This window comes from Streptomyces bauhiniae (assembly GCF_004784475.1).
In the GTDB taxonomy this organism is placed as follows: domain Bacteria; phylum Actinomycetota; class Actinomycetes; order Streptomycetales; family Streptomycetaceae; genus Streptomyces; species Streptomyces seoulensis.
Genome location: NZ_SRRT01000008.1, coordinates 410,527 through 428,152 on the forward strand (window position 1 = coordinate 410,527; position 17,626 = coordinate 428,152).

At 73.9% G+C, this 17,626-nt stretch carries 16 protein-coding genes and 2 rRNA genes; 5 read left to right on the forward strand and 13 right to left on the reverse strand.

Features of this window, described 5'->3' with window-relative positions:
- Nucleotides 1-42: 42 nt before the first annotated feature.
- Nucleotides 43-1,425: an FAD-binding oxidoreductase gene (locus tag E5083_RS27045; RefSeq protein ID WP_135788277.1), complete on the forward strand. Its 1,383-nt coding sequence runs from the start codon at nucleotides 43-45 to the stop codon at nucleotides 1,423-1,425.
- A gap of 43 nt (nucleotides 1,426-1,468) precedes the next feature.
- Nucleotides 1,469-3,088, forward strand: a complete 1,620-nt coding sequence (locus E5083_RS27050; RefSeq protein WP_135788278.1) for a PucR family transcriptional regulator — start codon at nucleotides 1,469-1,471, stop codon at nucleotides 3,086-3,088.
- Here E5083_RS27050 and E5083_RS27055 read toward each other — a convergent pair whose 3' ends face one another.
- The 6 genes from E5083_RS27055 to E5083_RS27080 form a co-directional block, all read right to left on the reverse strand.
- Nucleotides 3,089-4,225 (reverse strand): glycosyltransferase family 4 protein, encoded by a 1,137-nt coding sequence (locus E5083_RS27055; protein WP_135788279.1) that lies wholly within the window; start codon nucleotides 4,223-4,225, stop codon nucleotides 3,089-3,091.
- 301 nt (nucleotides 4,226-4,526) lie between these two features.
- Nucleotides 4,527-5,270, reverse strand: a complete 744-nt coding sequence (locus E5083_RS27060; protein WP_135788280.1) for a hypothetical protein — start codon at nucleotides 5,268-5,270, stop codon at nucleotides 4,527-4,529.
- 3 nt (nucleotides 5,271-5,273) lie between these two features.
- Nucleotides 5,274-6,992 (reverse strand): DNA repair protein RecN, encoded by a 1,719-nt coding sequence (recN, locus tag E5083_RS27065; protein WP_135788319.1) that lies wholly within the window; start codon nucleotides 6,990-6,992, stop codon nucleotides 5,274-5,276.
- 63 nt (nucleotides 6,993-7,055) lie between these two features.
- The gene (locus E5083_RS27070; protein WP_030812355.1) at nucleotides 7,056-7,973 is read right to left on the reverse strand and encodes an NAD kinase; all 918 of its coding nucleotides are present in this window, start codon (nucleotides 7,971-7,973) and stop codon (nucleotides 7,056-7,058) included.
- On the reverse strand, nucleotides 7,970-8,785 hold the full coding sequence (locus E5083_RS27075) for a TlyA family RNA methyltransferase (RefSeq protein WP_135788281.1): 816 nt from the start codon (nucleotides 8,783-8,785) through the stop codon (nucleotides 7,970-7,972). Before E5083_RS27075 ends, E5083_RS27070 begins: the two co-directional genes overlap by 4 nt.
- A gap of 58 nt (nucleotides 8,786-8,843) precedes the next feature.
- Nucleotides 8,844-9,095, reverse strand: a complete 252-nt coding sequence (locus E5083_RS27080) for a hypothetical protein (RefSeq protein WP_135788282.1) — start codon at nucleotides 9,093-9,095, stop codon at nucleotides 8,844-8,846.
- 42 nt (nucleotides 9,096-9,137) lie between these two features.
- On the opposite strand from E5083_RS27080, the gene E5083_RS27085 reads away from it, so the two are divergent.
- Nucleotides 9,138-9,485 (forward strand): sterol-binding protein, encoded by a 348-nt coding sequence (locus E5083_RS27085; RefSeq protein ID WP_135788283.1) that lies wholly within the window; start codon nucleotides 9,138-9,140, stop codon nucleotides 9,483-9,485.
- Here E5083_RS27085 and E5083_RS27090 read toward each other — a convergent pair.
- Genes E5083_RS27090 through E5083_RS27105 form a run of 4 tightly spaced genes read right to left on the reverse strand, consistent with a single transcriptional unit; the run spans nucleotide 9,469 to nucleotide 13,516 of the window.
- Entirely contained in the window at nucleotides 9,469-10,347 is an 879-nt protein-coding gene (locus E5083_RS27090) for an ABC transporter ATP-binding protein (RefSeq protein WP_135788284.1), read from the reverse strand. The genes E5083_RS27085 and E5083_RS27090 overlap by 17 nt on opposite strands.
- Complete coding sequence (locus E5083_RS27095; RefSeq protein WP_135788285.1) at nucleotides 10,344-11,390, reverse strand: FecCD family ABC transporter permease; 1,047 nt, start codon at nucleotides 11,388-11,390, stop codon at nucleotides 10,344-10,346. Before E5083_RS27095 ends, E5083_RS27090 begins: the two co-directional genes overlap by 4 nt.
- A complete protein-coding gene (locus E5083_RS27100) occupies nucleotides 11,387-12,430 on the reverse strand; it encodes a FecCD family ABC transporter permease (protein WP_135788286.1) in 1,044 nt (347 codons plus the stop codon). Before E5083_RS27100 ends, E5083_RS27095 begins: the two co-directional genes overlap by 4 nt.
- A gap of 57 nt (nucleotides 12,431-12,487) precedes the next feature.
- Complete coding sequence (locus tag E5083_RS27105; RefSeq protein WP_135788287.1) at nucleotides 12,488-13,516, reverse strand: HAD hydrolase-like protein; 1,029 nt, start codon at nucleotides 13,514-13,516, stop codon at nucleotides 12,488-12,490.
- Between the two features lie 72 nt (nucleotides 13,517-13,588).
- Here E5083_RS27105 and E5083_RS27110 point away from each other — a divergent pair, with 72 nt between their 5' ends.
- Nucleotides 13,589-14,872, forward strand: a complete 1,284-nt coding sequence (locus tag E5083_RS27110; RefSeq protein WP_135788288.1) for a DUF1015 family protein — start codon at nucleotides 13,589-13,591, stop codon at nucleotides 14,870-14,872.
- A gap of 90 nt (nucleotides 14,873-14,962) precedes the next feature.
- Here E5083_RS27110 and E5083_RS31540 read toward each other — a convergent pair whose 3' ends face one another.
- A complete protein-coding gene (locus E5083_RS31540; RefSeq protein WP_208754165.1) occupies nucleotides 14,963-15,835 on the reverse strand; it encodes an FUSC family protein in 873 nt (290 codons plus the stop codon).
- Here E5083_RS31540 and E5083_RS31545 point away from each other — a divergent pair.
- Nucleotides 15,776-17,263 (forward strand): hypothetical protein, encoded by a 1,488-nt coding sequence (locus E5083_RS31545; RefSeq protein ID WP_208754166.1) that lies wholly within the window; start codon nucleotides 15,776-15,778, stop codon nucleotides 17,261-17,263. The two genes, E5083_RS31540 and E5083_RS31545, sit on opposite strands and share 60 nt — an antisense overlap.
- Nucleotides 17,264-17,292: 29 nt before the next feature.
- Here E5083_RS31545 and rrf read toward each other — a convergent pair.
- A 5S ribosomal RNA gene (gene rrf, locus E5083_RS27120) occupies nucleotides 17,293-17,409 on the reverse strand.
- Nucleotides 17,410-17,520: 111 nt separating this feature from the next.
- Nucleotides 17,521-17,626: ribosomal RNA gene (locus tag E5083_RS27125) — 23S ribosomal RNA — on the reverse strand; the annotation flags it as partial.

Consider the following 17,626-nt stretch of genomic DNA (forward strand, 5'->3'; position numbering starts at 1 on the left):
TAGGCTGGAAGCGGACCACTCCCGATGTGGAAGGGGGCGGCCATGGCTTCCCTCTCGAAGGCGGGCGCGGCGCTGGCCGCGCTGCGTGAGGAGCTGACCGGCGAGGTGTTCGCGCCGGGGGACGCGGGGTACTACGAGGCCCGTGCCGTCTTCAACGCGATGATCGACCGGCGGCCGGCCGTGATCGCCCAGTGCGCGGACACCGCCGACGTGGTGCGCACGGTCCGCTTCGCCCGTGACCTGGATCTGCCCGTCGCCGTGCGCGGCGGCGGGCACAGCGTCGCGGGCAACGCCCTGGGCGACGGCGGGGTGGTGGTGGACCTGCGCCGGATGCACGGGGTGCGCGTCGACCCGGAGTCCCGCACCGTACGGGTCGAGGGCGGGGCCACCATGAGCCATCTGGACCGGGCCTGCCAGCCGTACGGGCTGGCCACCACCGGCGGCCGGGCCTCCACCACCGGGGTCGGCGGGTTCGTGCTCGGCGGCGGCACCGGCTGGCTGGACCGCGCCTTCGGGCTCGCCGTGGACAACCTCCGGGCCGTGGAGCTGGTCACGGCCGACGCCGAGCAGGTACGGGCGGACCCCGAGGAGCACCCCGAGCTGTTCTGGGCGCTGCACGGCGGGGGCGGCAACTTCGGTGTAGCCACCGCGCTCACCCTGGGCCTGCACGAGCTGCCGGAGTTCGCGGTCGCCCTGCTGCTGTACCGGCCGGAGCACGGCCCCGAGGTGGTGCGCGCCTTCCGCGAGGCCATCGACGCCGGCCCGGACCGGCTGAGCGGGGCGCTGCTGTACATCACCGGCCCGCCCGAGGAGTTCGTCCCGGAGGAGCTGGTGGGACACCTGGTGTGCGGGGCGCTGGTGACGTACGCGGGCGGGGTGGCGGCGCTGCGCGGTCTGATCGGGCCGCTGCTGGCGCTGCCGGTGGCGGGCGAGCTGGTGGCCGAGCTGCCGTACGCGGACGTGCAGTGCATGATCGACGACCCGCCCGGCCTGCGGAACTACTGGTCGGCCGAGTATCTGACCGGGCTGCCGGACGAGCTGGTGGACGTCTACTGCTCGCTCGCGGAGCGGATGCCGGTGCCGACCGGCACCCAGCACATCCTGTTCCCGCAGGGCGGCGCCCTCGCCTCCGGCCCGCACGACTACCCGATCCCCTACCGGGACGCCCCCTGGTCGGCGCACCCCTTCGCCATCTGGGAGGACCCGGCCGACGACGAGCGCGCGATCGACTGGGTGCGGACGGTCCGTTCGGAGGTCGAGCCGTGGAGCACCGGTGACGTGTACCTGAACTTCATCGGCGACGAGGGCGCCGAACGCGTCGGCGCGGGGCTGGGCGTGGGCAACATGCTGCGGCTGGAGAAGGTGAAGCGGGCGTACGACCCGGACAATGTGTTCCGCTTCAACCACAACATCCGGCCGCTGTAGCTCCGGCTGTTCCCTGCGAGGTCAGGGGGGTAGCGTCCGGCGCATGGGCACAGAGGGTGGCGGGATCACCGTGCGGCGGGCGCTGGAGCTGCCCGGGCTGCGCGGCGGGCTGCCGGAGGTGGTGGCGGGCGAGGACCGGCTGGGGCGCGCGGTGCGCTGGGTGCACGCGGGCGAGGTTCCGCACATCGCCTCGCTGCTCAAGGGCGGCGAGCTGCTGCTGACCACCGGGTACGGGCTGGGCACGCGCCCGGCCGAGCAGCGGGCGTTCGTGCGCACGCTGGCCGAGCGGGACATCGCCGCGCTGGTGGTGGAGCTGGGCCAGCGCTTCACCCGGCTCCCGGCCGCGATGGTGGACACCGCGCGGGCGACGGACCTGCCGCTGGTCCAACTGCACCGCGAGGTGCCCTTCGTGGCGGTCACCGAGGAGATCCACACCGAGATCGTCAACGGCCACTACGCCCTGCTCCAGCGGGCGGAGGACGTGCACCGGCGCTGTACGGAGGCGCTGCTCGGCGGGGGCGGGGTGCCCCAACTGCTCGCCATCCTCGCCGACTTCTGCGCCAACCCGGTGTTCCTGGAGACCGCCGACGGCCGCCTGCTGTACGCGGCCGGGCCGGGCCCCGAGGGCGCGGACCCCCTGCAGGTGTGGGAGGGGCTGCGCGGTCCGCACCGGGCGGAGCCGCCGCCGGCGGGGGCGCTGCTGGTGGACGTGCCGGGCGGGGGCGCGGGGCCGGGCGGGGTGCGGGCGCGGCTGGTGCTGCTGCCGGTGGGCGCTCCGCTGGCGCCGGTGCACCGGATCGCGGCCGAGCGGGCGGCGGGGACGGTGGCGGTGGTGCTGATGCAGGCCCGCCAGGAGGAGGAGCTGGCGGCACGCGGCCGGGGTGACTTCCTGACCGATCTGGCCGAGGGCCGGGTGCGGGCCGGGGACGCTCCGGCGCAGGCCCGCGTGCTGGGGTTCCGGCCGGGTGACGGCCCGCTGCTGCCGGTGGTGATGCGGGTGGGGGACGCGCTGTCCCCGGCGGGCGGCTGGGCGGTGCTGGCGCGGGCGGTCGGGGAGGAGCTGGCGTCGGTGGGGGTGCCGGTGCTGCTGGGGGTGCGGCCGGTGGAGGGCCGGGTGCCGGTGCTGGTGGGGCTGCGCGCGGCGGCCGACCGGGCGCCGGTCGCGGACCGGGTGGCGGCCGCGCTGCGTACGGGCGCCGAGCGGGCCGGGATGATCCGGCCGGGGGCCCGCCCGCCGGTCGTGGTGGTGGGGGTGCCGGGCGACTGGGCGGCGGCCTCGGCGAGCCTGCGGCACGCGGCGGAGACGGCGACGGCCGCACAGGGGCTCACCGACCGGCCCTGGTACGACGCCCGCCGCCTCGACATCGACCTGCTGCTGTGGCGGCTGCGCGACCACCCGGACCTGGCGGCCTTCGTGGACCGCGCCCTCGGCCCGCTGCGCGAACACGACCGGCGCGCCAAGCCCCCGCTGCTCCCCACCCTGGAGACCTACCTCGCCCACGCGGGCCGCAAGGCGGAGACCGCCCGCGAACTCCACCTCAACCGCCAGACCCTCTACAACCGCCTCGCCCGCATAGGCGAGTTGCTGAACACGGACCTCGACGACCCGCAGACCGTACTGGCGTTGAGCCTCGCCCTGCGAGCCAGGCGGCACGTCGACTAGCTAGAGCAACACGATCGGCTGGGTCAACTCGTCGTAGATGCTCAGCACTTGGGCGATCGTGTCGTCCTCGGTAGGCCAGCCGGACGCCTGGCGGATGCCGCGCTCGGTGAGCTGCTCGCGCCGCTCGGGGTCCGCGAGGAGGGCGGTGACGGTGTCGGCGAGGGCGCGGGGGTCGCCGTAGGGGACGAGGGCGGCGGCGTCGCCGACGAGGTCCGGGATGCCGCCGACGGCGGTGGCGACCAGGGGGACGCGGGCGTGCAGGGCCTCCTGGGCGAAGAGGGGGCGGGACTCCCAGCGGCTGGTGAGCAGGGCGAGGTCGGCGGCCGCGAGCAGGTCGGGCACGTCATCGCGGACGCCGAGCAGCCGGACGGGCAACTCCTCGTCGGTGATGCGCTGTTGCAGCTCGGCGCGGAGCGGCCCCTCCCCCGCGATCAGGGTGAGCGGCTGCGGGTCGAGGCCGCTCCAGCGGTGGGCGGCGTCCAGCAGCACGTCGTAGCCCCGGTGCCGGTCGAGGGAGCCGACGGCGAGGAGCAACGGCCGGTCGGTGACGCCGAGTTCGGCGCGTAGCTTGGCCGAGGGGCGGTCCGGGTCGTCCGGGGCGGCGGGCCGGGGGCGGCCGGGGAGGGCCATCGCGCCGAGCCGGGCGTCCCGCGCGCCGGTGCGGCGGGCCCGGTCGACCAGGGCGGAGCTGGTGCCGAGAACCACGGCGGCCGTCCGCGCCACGCGCCGCTCCAGCAGCCGCAGCAGATGCGCCCGCGCGCCCTCGGCGTGCGCCCGGTCGTGCCAGGTGACGACCAGCGGGGTCGTCCGGCCGCCGAGGGCCAGGGCGGCCCGGAAGGAGGCGTGCAGCCCGTGCGCGTGCACCAGGTCAGCGTCCGCGCAGACCGCCCGGAGCCGCCCCACCGCAGCCGGGTCGCTGCTGCGGGGCACGGGTACGTGGTCGGCGCCGGTGCCCCGGAAGTCGTACGCGTGGTCGGCCTCGGCCGGGGCGCACACCGTGACCCGGACGCCCCGCGCGACCAGTCCCTCGGCCAGGGAGCGCACATGGGCGCTGCTCCCGGCGTTGCCGCCGCCGAGCACCTGCACGGTGCGCAGCGAGGACTGGCCGTGCGGGGCGTTGCTGCTCACGGGGGTCACTGAGGCCGGGACTCCTGGGTCGGGGCGGGGTCGGTCAGGGGAACGTACGGATCGGTCACGAGGACGTACAGAAGGTAGCGAACGGCGAAACACCGGAAGCGGGGTACGACGGGCCGCGCGGGCCCCCGCCCGGAGGCGGCACACCGTCAAGCATGCCAGTACGTACGGCTGTTCCGGGAAATCGCGCCGGAGCCGGCAGACGGGGCGCGTTGGCAATGCGCTGGCGCATCTCACCCGTACGAGTGAGAGCGGCCGTCGGCCCGGCGGAGCTGGCCGGCACGCGTACCGCGAGGTCAGCGGCTCACAGGGCCCGCGCCCAGGCGGACACCCGGTCCCCGTACACGGTGGCGGCGACCACGGCGACGGCGTGCACGAGAAGGCCCGCGCGCCCGTTGGCCGAAACCACGGCGGTGCCGAGCGCCGCGCCCAGGGCGTGCGCCCCGGTGTCGCCGAGCATGGCCCGCTCCCCCACGTCCTCGGGGAGCACGGCGGCGGCCCCGCCCGCCGCGACGGCGGCCAGCGCGCCGCCCGCACCGCCGCGGGCGAGCCCCGGCACCGCGAGCGCGAGTACGGCGCCGGCCGCGCGGCCGGGGCGTACGTCGAGCAGGTTGGCGGTGTGCGCGGCGCCCGCGATGACGACGCCCGCGAGCAGCCGGTCCAGCGGCCGCTCCTTCAGCACAAGACCGGCGGCCAGCGCGGCGGCGGAGATGCCGAACAACTTGACGGCGCCGGAGGTGACTTCGCCGGTGCTGAGGGCGCCGAGGTGGGCACGGAAGCCCCGGCGGGGGTCGTCGGCGCCCGCGATGTCGTCGTACGCCCCGCAGGCTCCGGCGGCCAGCACGGCGAGCCCGGCCGCCGGGTGGACGCGGGCGGCGGCGAGCGCGGTGGCGGCGGCGCTCGCGGGCCCGGCGTACAGCTCGACGGTGCGGCCCGCGTGGTTCTTCCGCTCCCAGCGGTCCCGGCCGCCCGGCGCGCGGTGCCGGAGTGCGGCGGTCAGCCCTCGGGTGAGCAGCGCCGAGGTGAGCAGGGCGGCGCGGCGGGACACGCCCTAGTCCTCCGCTCGGGCGGTGGCGAGGAGTTCCTCGGCGTGGGCGCGGGCGGCCTCGGAGTCCTCCTGGCCGGCCAGCATGCGGGACAGCTCGCGGACGCGGTCCTCGCCCTCCAGGACCTTCACGCCGGACCGGGTGACCGAGCCGTCGTTGGTCTTCTCCACCAGCAGTTGCCGGTCGGCGAAGGCCGCGACCTGCGGGAGGTGGGTGACCACGACGACCTGCGCGGTCCGGGCGAGCTTCGCCAGCCGCCGCCCGATCTCCACAGCCGCCTTGCCGCCGACCCCGGCGTCCACCTCGTCGAAGAGGTACGTCGGCACCGGGTCGGTCCCCGCGAACACCACCTCCACGGCGAGCATCACGCGGGACAGCTCACCGCCGGAGGCGCCCTTGGCGATGGGCCGGGGCGGGGCGCCGGGGTGCGGGGCGAGGAGCAGCTCGACCTCGTCGACCCCGCTCGGCCCGTAGGCGACCGTACGGCCGTCGGCCTGGATGCCGTCGGGGTCCTCGGTCTGGCGGATGTCGAAGGAGACCCGCGCGTGCGGCATCGCCAGCGAGGCGAGTTCGGCGGTCACGGCGGCGGCGAACCGCTCGGCGGCCTCGGTGCGGGCCTTGGTCAACGCCTCGGCGAGGGCGCCCAGTTCGGCGCCCAGGGCGTCGCGCTCGGCGGTGAGTTCACCGATCCGCTCGTCGTCGCCGTCCAGCTCGGTGAGCCGGGCGGCGCCCTGCTCGCCCCAGGCCAGCACGGCGCCGATGTCCTCGCCGTACTTGCGGGTCAGCGCGGTCAGCGCGGCCCGGCGCTCCTCCACCGCGGCCAGCCTCAGCGGGTCGGCGTCCAGGTCGGAGGCGTATCCGGCCAGCTCACCGGCGACGTCGGCCAGCAGGATGCCGATCTCCCCGATCCGGTCGGTGAGCGCGGCCAGCGCCGGGTCGTGGGCCCGGACCGCCTCCAGTGCCCGGTGGGCGCCCGCGACCAGGGTGGAGGCGTCGATGCCCTCCGGGTCCTCGGGGTTGCCCGCGAGGGCGGCGTGCCCCGCGGTGGCCGCGCCGGCCAGCGCCTCGGCGTGCCCGAGCCGCTCCGCCTCCTCGGCGAGTTCGGTGTCCTCCCCCGCGCGGGGTTCCACGGCGGCGATCTCGTCCAGGCCGTACCGCAGCAGGTCGGCCTCCTGGGCGCGCTCGCGGGCGCGGGTGACGATCTCGTCCAGCTCGGCGGCGACGGCCCGCAGCCGCTTGTACGCCTCGGTGTACGCGGTCAGCGGGCCGGAGACGGCCTCGCCCGCGTACCGGTCCAGGGCCTGGCGCTGCCGGGACAGCTTGAGCAGGCCCTGCTGGTCGGTCTGGCCGTGCACGGCCACCAGTTCGTCGGCCAGCTCGGCGAGCAGCCCCACGGGCACGCTGCGCCCGCCGAGATGCGCGCGGGAGCGGCCCTCGGCGGAGACGGTACGGCTGATCAGCAGGGCGCCGTCGTCCAGCTCGGCCCCCGCCTCCTCGGCGCGCTGCACGGCGGAGGCGCCGGCGGCCAGGGCGATCCGCCCCTCCACCACCGCCTTGCCCGCACCGATCCGTACGAGCGCCGGGTCGGCGCGTCCGCCGAGCAGCAGGCCCAGGCTGGTGACCACCATGGTCTTGCCCGCGCCCGTCTCACCGGTGACCGCGGTGAACCCCGGCGACAGCTCGACCACGGCGTCGTCGATGACCCCGAGCGACCGTATCCGCATCTCCTCCAACACGGAACAGACCTTACGAGGTCCGGGGCGCGCCGCGCACACGGGCCGCCGCTGTCACTCCGAGGAGTGGTCGCGGGCGCCGCGCCAGCCGGTGGTCGGCAGGGCGAACTTCGCCACCAGCCGGTCGGTGAACGAGGCGTGGTGCAGCCGGGCGAGCCGGACCGGCACCGCGCCGCGCCGGACCTCGACCCGGGCGCCGGGCGGCAGCTCGATGGTGCGGCGGCCGTCGCACCACAGCACGCCCGGCGGGACGTGCGGGAGCACCTCGACGGCGAGGACCGAGTCGGGGGAGGTGACCAGCGGCTTCGCGAACAGGGCGTGCGCGCTGATCGGCACCATGAGCAGCGCCTCCACCTCGGGCCACACCACCGGTCCGCCGGCGGAGAAGGCGTAGGCGGTGGAGCCGGTGGGGGTGGAGAGCACGATGCCGTCGCAGCCGAAGGCGGTGACCGGGCGGCCGTCGATCTCCAGCACCACTTCGAGCATCTTCTCGGCGGACACCTTCTGCACGGCCGCCTCGTTCAGCGCCCAGTCGGTGTGCACGATGTCACCGTTGCGGTGCACGACCACGTCGATGGTCATGCGCTCCTCGACCTCGTAGGAGCGGGCCACCACCCGGTCCACCACCCGGTCCAGGTCGTCCCGCTCGGCCTCGGCGAGGAAGCCGACGCTGCCGAGGTTGACGCCGAGCATCGGCACCCCGGAGGCGCGGGCGAACTCGGCGCCGCGCAGCAGGGTGCCGTCACCGCCGAGGACGATGAGCAGTTCGCAGCCGTCGAGTGACTGCGGTGTCGCTTCCTTGACAAGCTCGACTTCGCCCGGCAGCGGCAGGTCGCACGCCTCCTCCTCCAGCACCCGCACCCCGATGCCGGACCGCAGCAGTCCCTTGACCACGAGTTCCGCACTGCGGATCGCCGCGGGACGCCCGGTGTGGGCGAGCAGGAAAACAGTACGCGCTCGGTTCTGTGTCAACGCGGCCCCTCCGCCACTGCACGATCGATGTCGGCCGGGTCGATCTCGGGGGCTCCGGCACGCAGCCAGAGAAAGTACTCGACGTTGCCGGACGGGCCCGGCAACGGACTCGCGGTGACTCCTCGCACCCCGAGACCCAGCTCCCACGCCTTGTCGGCCACCCCGCGCACGGCCTCCGCCCGCAGTTGCGGACTCCGTACGACACCCCCGCTGCCCAGCCGTTCCTTACCCACCTCGAACTGCGGTTTCACCATCATCACCAGATCCGCGTCCGGCGTCACGCACCGCTTGAGGGCGGGCAGCACCAGATGGAGCGGGATGAAGGACAGATCGCCCACCACCAGGTCCACCGGCTTTCCGTCGATCCCCTCCAGCGTCAACTCGCGTACGTTCGTACGGTCCTTGACCACGACCCGTTCATCGTTCCGCAGAGACCAGGCGAGTTGTCCGTATCCGACGTCCACGGCGACGACCTGGGCGGCGCCCGCGCGCAGCAGGACGTCGGTGAAGCCGCCGGTGGAGGCGCCGGCGTCCAGGGCGCGGCGGCCCTCGACGACGAGGCCCTGCGGGACGAAGGCGGCAAGCGCCCCGGCCAGCTTGTGGCCGCCGCGCGAGACGTAGTCGGGGTCGGAGTCGTCGCTCAGCACCACGATCGCGGCGGCGGTCTCCACCTGGGTGGCCGGCTTGGTCGCCACGGTCTTGCCGACGGTGACCCGTCCGGCGGCGATCAACTGGCTGGCGTGCTCGCGCGAGCGCGCCAGCTTGCGGCGGACCAGTTCCGCGTCGAGACGGCGGCGTGCGACTCCTGCCACGTTCGGTTCAGCTCCTGCTCAAGTCTTCGTGCTTGGTACGGGCGGTGCGGGCCGGGCCTCACCGGGGGGCGGGTGCCGGATGCTCCGGGCGGGCGTCGAGCGCGTCCAGCGCGTCGCGCAGCCCCCGGTGTACATCCTCGTACACGCCGAGGTGTCCCTCGGTGGGCAGGTGGTCGGCGTCGGCCAGCCGCGCCAGGCGGGCGTCGACCCCGGCGTCCCCGGTGGGGGTACGGGGGACGGCCAGGGGCGCCGGGGCGGCGGGGTCGGACTCGGGCGCCGGGGGCACGGACTCGGGCGCGGACTCGCTCATGCCCAGACGCTACCGCGAACGCCTGGGGTACCGTCGTGCGCGATGGCCACGATCGAGGAGTGCCGTACGGCACTGGAGAAGCTTTCGGACAGCATGAGCGGCGCCGAGGGCGACGCCGGCGCGGCCGCCGCGCTGGACCGCTCGGTGAGCTGCCATGTCACCGACCTGGACGTCACCTTCGCCGGCCGCATGAGAGGCGGCCGGATCGAGGTGGCCGAGACCCTGCCGGGCCCGCCCAGGGAGCGGGCCCAGATCCGGCTGGCGCTGACCGGGGACGACCTGGTGGCCCTGGTGGACGGCGAGCTGAACTTCGCCTCCGCCTGGGGGTCGGGCCGGGTCAAGCTGGAGGCGGGTCTGATGGACCTGTTCCGGCTCAGGAAGCTGCTGTGACCCCGCCGGCCCGAGGTGCCGTCCGCGCCTTGCGGGCGGCGGGCACGACCAGCGGGGTCCCGGTCTCGGGGTCGTCGATGACCTGGCAGCGCAGCCCGAAGACCCGCTCGACCAGGTCGGCGGTGACGATCTCGTTCGGCGCGCCCTGGGCGATGACCTCGCCGCCGCGCAGGGCGATGAGGTGCGTGGCGTAGCGCGCCGCGTGGTTGAGGTCGTGCAGGACGGCGACCAGGGTGCGGCCCTGCGTCTCGTGCAGCTCGGCACAGAGGTCGAGGACGTCGATCTGGTGCTGGATGTCGAGGTAGGTGGTCGGCTCGTCCAGCAGCAGCAGCGGGGTCTGCTGGGCCAGCGCCATGGCGATCCAGACGCGCTGGCGCTGGCCGCCGGAGAGTTCGTCCACGTACCGCTCGGCCAGTTCCGCGACGCCGGTCTGCGCCATGGACTCCTGAACGACGCGCTCGTCCTCGGCCGACCACTGGCGCAGCAGCCCCTGGTGCGGGTAGCGGCCCCGGCCGACCAGGTCGGCGACGGTGATGCCGTCCGGCGCGATGGAGGACTGCGGGAGCAGGCCCAGGGTGCGGGCGACCTTCTTGGCGGGCAGCGAGTGGATGGTCTGCCCGTCGAGCAGCACCTGGCCCTCGGCCGGCTTCAGCATCCGCGACAGCGCCCGCAGCAGGGTGGACTTGCCGCACGCGTTGGGGCCGACGATCACGGTGAAGGAGTTGTCGGGTATCTCCACCGACAGCCGCTCGGCGATGACGCGCTGTTCGTAGGCGAGGGTGACGTTCTCGGCGGACAGGCGGTTCACGGTGGTGGTGCTCCTAGGAAGGTTCGACTTCGGTCCGCTCGCTTCGGCGCTCATACCCGGCCCGCCCGGCGCTCGCCGACCAGCAGCCACAGCAGGTAGGCGCCGCCGACGACACCGGTGACCACGCCGACGGGCAACTGGTCGGCGCCGAAAAGACGCTGGCAGACCCAGTCGGCGGTGACCAGCAGGGCGGCGCCCATGCACAGGGACGGCACGAGGTTGGGGCCCGGCGAGCGGGTCAGCCGCCGGGCGAGCTGCGGCGCGGTGAGGGCGACGAAGCCGACCGGGCCCGCCGCCGCGGTCGCGGCCGCGGTGAGCAGGACGGCGCCGACCATCAGCACCAGCCGTACCCGGTGCACCCGCACCCCGAGCGCGTACGCCACGTCGTCGCCCATCTCCAGCATCCTCAGGCCCCGCCCGTTGGCGAGGACCACGGGGACGACGACCGCGCACAGGATCAGCAGCGGCCAGACCTGGGTCCAGTCCCGCCCGCTGAGCGACCCGGTCATCCACACCACCGCGCGGGCCGCGTCGACGATGTCGGCCTTGGTGATCAGATAGCCGTTGACGGCGGTGAGCACGGCGGAGACACCGATGCCGACCAGGACCAGCCGGTATCCGTGCACCCCCTGCTTCCAGGCGAGCAGATAGATGCCGAGGCCGGTGACCAGGCCGCCGACCAGCGCGCCCGCCGTGACGGCGGCGGCGCTGCCGGAGAACAGCACGATCATCACCAGCGCGCCCGCCGTGGAACCCTGGGCGAGACCGAGCACGTCGGGGCTGCCGAGCGGGTTGCGGGAGATCGACTGGAACAGCGCCCCGCCCAGCCCCAGCGACGCGCCGACCAGCAGCCCGACCAGCAGCCGGGGCAGCCGCAGCTCGTTGACGATGAAGTCCTGGTACGGGTTGCCGTTCCCTACGAGGGTCCGCAGCACGTCCATGGCGGGGATGTGGGCGTCGCCGGTGCCGATCAGGGCCACACCGGCCGCGACCACGGCGGCCAGCAGCAGGACGACGACGATCAGGGAGCGCAGGTCCAGGCGCAGCGAGAGCCCGCCGGGGGTGCGTACCGCACGGCTCCGGGAGAGTGTCTTCACAGTTGCGCCGTCCTCCGCCGTCGTACCAGAAAGATGAAGACCGGGCCGCCGATCAGCGCGGTGATGATGCCGACCTGGATCTCGGCGGGCCGGGCGACGAGCCGGCCCACGATGTCGGCGCCGAGCAGCAGCACCGGCGACAGCACGGCGGCGTACGGGAGAATCCAGCGCAGGTCGGGCCCGGTGAAGGAGCGCACCACGTGCGGCACCATCAGGCCGACGAACATGATCGGGCCGCACGCGGCGGTCGCGGCGCCGCACAGCACGGTCGCCGCCAGCATGGCCAGCGCGCGGGTGCGGTTCAGGTGGGCGCCGAGCGCGCGGGCGGTGTCGTCGCCCATCTCCATGGCGTTCAGCGGCCGGGCCAGGGCGAGCGCGAGGACCATGCCGGCCAGCAGGAACGGCAGCACCTGGACGATGGTCCGGTCGTTGGCGGAGTCCAGCGAGCCGACCGTCCAGAAGCGCATCCGGGACAACGCCTCGTCGTCCGTGATCATCACGGCCTGGAGGTATCCGTACAGCGCGGCCCCGATCGCGGTGCCGGCCAGCGCGAGCCGTACCGGGGTGGCGCCCCGGGTGCCCCCGAGGAACCACACCAGCGCGCCCACGGCGGCCGCACCGGCGAACGCGAACCAGACGTACCCGCTGAGCGAGGTCACGCCGAAGAAGGTGATGGCGGTGACGACGGCCGCCGAGGCGCCCGCGTTGATGCCGAGCAGGCCGGGGTCGGCCAGCGGGTTGCGGGTGAGCGCCTGCAGCACCGAGCCGGACAGCCCGAACGCGGCCCCGGCCAGCAGACCGAGGACGGTCCGGGAGATCCGGTCCCGTACGACGATGTCGGCGTAGGTCCCGCTGTCGTGGAACAGCCCGTGCCAGACGAGGTCCGGCGCCAGCGACTTGGCGCCGATGCCGATACTCGCCATGGCGACGAACGCCAGCAGCACGACGGCCAGGAGCAGCCCGAGGGCACGCACCAGCCGTCGCTTCGGGGGCGCGGGGGCGGTTGCCGCGCGCTGTTCCGGAGGACTCTCGACCAACACGCGGTTAGGTTAGCCTATCCTCCTATTTGATCTCGATCCCGCCCGTCCGGCGGAGCGTCAGAGACCCAGCCTGGCCAGCGCCTTCTCCGCGTCCAGCGTGCAGGTGCCGTCCCCGGCCGCCGTCCAGGCCGCCGCACACAGCGCCCGCAGACCGTCCAGCTCCGAGCCCTCGCCCGACAGCTCCAGACGGCCCGAGCCGGCCGTGGCGGTCCAGCCCCCGCAGCGGAAGCCCTCGCCGTCCTTCGTCACCTCCGGCTGGCCGGTCAGCAGGCCCCGCAGATCGGCGTCGACATAGGTCGGCCGTTGCTGCGGGGGCGCGGCGAGCAACTGGGCGCCGTCGGTGACCCCGGTCAGCACCAGCAGCGAGTCGACCTCGCCGTTGTAGGCGCCCTCGATGTCGGTGTCCAGCCGGTCCCCGACCACCAGCGGCCGCTTCGCGCCGGTGCGCAGGATGGTCTCCTTGTGCATCGGGGGCAGCGGCTTGCCCGCCACCTGCGGCTCGGCACCGGTGGCGATCCGGACGACCTCCACGGCCGCGCCGTTGCCCGGCGCGATGCCCCGCCCGCTGGGGATGGTCAGGTCGGTGTTGGACGCGAACCACGGCACCCCGCGCGCCACCGCGTACGACGCCTCGGCGAACCGCCCCCACGAGAAGTCCGGGCCGCCGTACCCCTGCGCGACGGCCGCCGGGTCGTCGTCCGCCGAGTCCACCGGGGTCAGCCCGCGCTCGCGCAGCGCCACCCGCAGCCCCTCACCGCCGATCACCAGCACCTTCGCCCCGGCCGGCACCTGCTCGCTGATCAGCCGGGCCACCGCCTGCGCGGAGGTGATCACGTCCTCAGCCCCGGTCGGTATGCCCAGCTCGGTCAGATGCCCGGCCACCGCGTCCGGGGTGCGCAGCGCGTTGTTGGTGACATACGCGAGGTGCATGCCGTCGGCACGGGCCTCGGCCAGCGAGTCCACGGCGTGCGCGATGGCCTCACCGCCCGCGTACACCACCCCGTCCAGGTCGAGCAGCGCCGTGTCGTACGCCTCGTGCAGGGGCCGCTCACTGCCCTCGGGACTCGTCCTGACGCTCCGGCTCATCCGTATCGCTCCTCGTTCGACGCTCTTTCCCCCGATCATCCCGCAAGGCGCCCGCACACGTACGATGCCGGGATGAACATCGCAGGTCACTCGGAAGCAAGGGCGCCCCGAGGTCTGGAACTCAACCCCTTCCGCGGCCTTCGGTACGACCCCGAACGGGTCGGCAGCCTGGCCTCCGTCACCTCCCCGCCGTACGACGTGGTGGTACGCCCGGACGGCCTGCACCACCTCCAGGACGCCGACCCGTACAACATCGTCCGGCTGATCCTGCCCCAGGCCGACACGCCCGAGATCCGCAACGAACAGGCCGCCGACACCCTGCGCCGCTGGCTCGCCGCGGGCATCCTCGCCCCGGACCCGGTTCCCGCCTTGTACGTGTACGAGCAGCAGGACGTGGATGGCCTGCTGCAGCGCGGTGTCATCGGCGCCCTGCGCGTGTCGGAGCCGGAGGACGGCGTGGTCCTCCCGCACGAGGACGTGATGGACCCGGTGGTCGCCGACCGCGCCGGCCTGATGCGCGCCACCCGCGCCAACCTGGAACCCCTGCTGCTGACCTACCGCGGCGACGGCGCCACCTCCGAGGCCATCGAGCGCACGGCGAAGCTCCCGCCCCTGCTGACGACCACCACCGAGGACGGCGTACGGCACCGGCTGTGGGGCCTGACCGACCCGGCCGAGCTGTCCCTCGTCCGCGAGGACCTCGCCCACCACCAGGCGCTCATCGCCGACGGCCACCACCGCTGGGCCACCTACCGCCTGCTCCGCGCCGAGCAGCCCTCCCCCGGCCCGTGGGACCTGGGCCTGGTCCTGCTGGTCGACACCGCCCGCTATCCGCTGCGCGTCCGCGCCATCCACCGCCTGCTGCACGGCCTGCCGGTGGCGGACGCCCTGGCCGCCGTGGGCGACCTGTTCCGGGTACGGCACCTCGCGGTGTCCCTGCCCGAGGCACTGGAGGCGCTCGCGGAGGCGGCCGCCGAGGGCAACGCCTTCCTGCTGGCGGGCGACGGCGACTTCCACCTGCTGGACCGTCCCGACCCCGGTCTGCTGGCCCGCGCGGTCCCGGCCGGATATCCGCCCGCCTGGCGCTCCCTGGACGCGACGGTCCTGCACACCGCGCTCCTCGACCACATCTGGCACATCCCCGAGGACTCCCCCGCGCACATCGCCTACATCCACGACACGGCGGCGACCGTCGCCAAGGCGGAACGCGGCGGCGGCACGGCGGTGCTGCTGCATCCGGTACGCGAGGAGGTCGTGCGCGAGCTGGCCCGGCAGGGGGTGACGATGCCGCGCAAGTCGACGTCGTTCGGGCCCAAGCCGGCGTCGGGGCTGGTGTTGCGGGTGCTGGACATCTAGCGGGTGCTCCGGCTTTCCGGGCATGAAACTTTCCGGGCATGAAAAAGGGCGGGACCGCTGGGGTCCCGCCCTTCATTCGTGTGCTGAGGATCAGTCCTCGGTGGAGTCCTTGATCTGGACGATCTTCGGCTCATCGGCCTTCGGCTCATCGGCCTTGGGCTCGACGGCCTCGGGGGCGTCCTCGTCCGAGGGCTCGTCGTCATCGGGCTCGTCGTCGGTGGTGGTGTTCTCGTCCACCACGACCGTCACCACGGTCTCGGTCTCGGCGTCGTCCTCGTCCATCGCGTCGACGAACTCGACACCGTCCAGCTCGGCGAGCCGGTCGGAGGCGTCGGTGCTGCCGTCGCGGTCGGCCTCGACGGCCTTGGCGAACCACTCCCGTGCCTCGCCCTCCCGGCCGACGGCCAGCAGGGCGTCCGCGTAGGCGTACCGCAGCCGGGCGGTCCAGGGCTGGACGGAGTTGGAGGCCAGCTCCGGGCTCTGCAGGGTGACGATGGCCGCGTCGAGCTGGTCCAGGTCACGCCGGGCACCGGCGGCGACGAGCCGCATCTCGACCTGGCCGGCCTTGTCCAGCTTCTGCACCTCGGGGGCACCGGCCATGTCCAGCGCCTTCTCCGGACGCCCGAGCCCACGCTCGCAGTCGGCCATCACGGGCCACAGCTCGGTGTTGCCGGTCATCCGGCGGGCGGCACGGAACTCGGCCAGGGCCTCGCTGTACTTCTGGTTCGCGTAGGCGGCGAAGCCGGCGGCCTCGCGCACGGCGGCCACACGGGACGCCAGACGCAGGGCGACCCTGGAGTAGCCGTAGGCGCCCTCGGGGTCCTCGTCGATGAGCCGCGCGACCATCACCAGGTTCCTGGCGACGTCCTCCGCGAGCGTCTTCGGGAGGCTCAGCAGCTCCTGGTGTACGTCCTTGTCGATCTCGTTGCCGGTGACGTCGTCCGGGATCGGGAGGCGCTTGATCGGCTCGCGGTCGCGGTCCCGCTCGTCACGGCCCCGGTACCCACCACGGTCGCCGCCACGGTCGTCCCGGCGGTCGTCACGACCCCGGTACCCACCGCGCTCGCCCGGCCGGGCGCCACGGTCGTCCCGGCCCCGGTATCCACCGCGGTCGCCACCCCGGTCGTCCCGGCCACGGAAGCCGCCACGGTCCCCACCACGGCTGTCGTCCCGACGGAAGCCGCCACGGTCACCGCCGCCACCACGGCGGTCGTCGTCGCGGCGGAAGGACGGACGGTCGCCGGAGCGCTCGTCACGACGGAAGGGGGGACGGTCGCCACCACGGTCGTCGCGGCCACGGAATCCACCACGGTCATCGCCACGGCGGTCATCGCGACGGTCGTCACGGCGGAAGTCGCCCCGGCTGTCGTCACGACGGAACGCGGGACGGTCGCCGGAGCGCTCGTCACGGCGGAAGGGCGGACGGTCGCCGCCGCCACGACGGTCGTCGTCGCGACGGAACGAGGGACGGTCGCCACCGCGGTCATCGCGGCCACGGAAGCCACCACGGTCGTCACCACGGCGGTCATCGCGGCGGAAGTCGCCACGGCTGTCGTCACGACGGAACGACGGGCGGTCGCCGGAACGCTCGTCGCGGCGGAAGGACGGACGGTCGCCACCACGACGGTCGTCGTCACGGCGGAAGGAGGGACGGTCGCCGGAGCGGTCGTCACGGCGGAACCCACCACGGTCGCCGCCACGCTCGTCACGGCCACGGAACCCACCACGGTCGTCACCACGACGGTCGTCACGGCGGAAGTCACCACGGCTGTCATCGCGGCGGAAGGACGGACGGTCGCCAGAGCGCTCGTCACGACGGAAGGGGGGACGGTCGCCGCCACGGTCATCGCGGCCACGGAAGCCACCACGGTCATCGCCACGGCGGTCGTCGCGGCGGAAGTCGCCACGGCTGTCGTCACGACGGAACGACGGGCGGTCGCCGGAACGCTCGTCACGACGGAAGGGCGGACGGTCGCCGCCACCACGACGGTCGTCGTCACGGCGGAACGAGGGGCGGTCGCCACCACGGTCGTCACGGCCGCGGAAACCGCCACGGTCGCCACCGCGGCTGTCGTCACGGCGGAAGCCACCACGGTCACCGCCGCGGTCATCGCGGCGGAAGCCGCCACGGTCGCCGCGGTCGCCACCACGGTCGCCGCCGCGGTCGTCGCGGCGGAAGGAGGGACGGTCGCCGGAACGACGGTCGTCGCCACGGTCGTTGGACCGGCGCGGGCCGCCGCGGTAGCCGCCACGATCACCGCGGTCACCACTGTCCCGTCGCCGCTGGTCGCGCTCCGGTCGGTCGTCGGGAGAGTTGGTGGACATCGGGTGACTCCTGTCTTCGGGTACCACAAGCATTGTAAAAACAAAAGGACCCCTGGTCCCAGCTGAACGCTGGGACCAGGGGTCCTCCAAAGATTGTTCGGCGGCGTCCTACTCTCCCACAGGGTCCCCCCTGCAGTACCATCGGCGCTGTGAGGCTTAGCTTCCGGGTTCGATATGTAACCGGGCGTTTCCCTCACGCTATGACCACCGAAACCCTAATGGTTTCGAGCGAACAAGCACACTTTTTATTTGTGAGTTCGAGTTCAGCTCTGAACCGGCAACTGTTCGTTGCCTCAGAACTTACACAGTGGACGCGAGCAACTGAGGACAAGCCCTCGGCCTATTAGTACCAGTCAACTCCACCCGTTACCAGGCTTCCATATCTGGCCTATCAACCCAGTCGTCTACTGGGAGCCTTACCCTCTCAAG

What these genes read in the sequence shown, in the direction of transcription:
- E5083_RS27080 (WP_135788282.1), bottom strand. Translation starts at nt 9,095, where the DNA reads ATGAGCGAGTCCGCGCCCGAGTCCGTGCCCCCGGCGCCCGAGTCCGAC.
- E5083_RS27050 (WP_135788278.1), top strand. Translation starts at nt 1,469, where the DNA reads ATGGGCACAGAGGGTGGCGGGATCACCGTGCGGCGGGCGCTGGAGCTG.
- recN (WP_135788319.1), bottom strand. Translation starts at nt 6,992, where the DNA reads ATGCGGATACGGTCGCTCGGGGTCATCGACGACGCCGTGGTCGAGCTG.
- E5083_RS27085 (WP_135788283.1), top strand. Translation starts at nt 9,138, where the DNA reads ATGGCCACGATCGAGGAGTGCCGTACGGCACTGGAGAAGCTTTCGGAC.
- E5083_RS27045 (WP_135788277.1), top strand. Translation starts at nt 43, where the DNA reads ATGGCTTCCCTCTCGAAGGCGGGCGCGGCGCTGGCCGCGCTGCGTGAG.
- E5083_RS27090 (WP_135788284.1), bottom strand. Translation starts at nt 10,347, where the DNA reads ATGAGCGCCGAAGCGAGCGGACCGAAGTCGAACCTTCCTAGGAGCACC.
- E5083_RS27105 (WP_135788287.1), bottom strand. Translation starts at nt 13,516, where the DNA reads ATGAGCCGGAGCGTCAGGACGAGTCCCGAGGGCAGTGAGCGGCCCCTG.
- E5083_RS27110 (WP_135788288.1), top strand. Translation starts at nt 13,589, where the DNA reads ATGAACATCGCAGGTCACTCGGAAGCAAGGGCGCCCCGAGGTCTGGAA.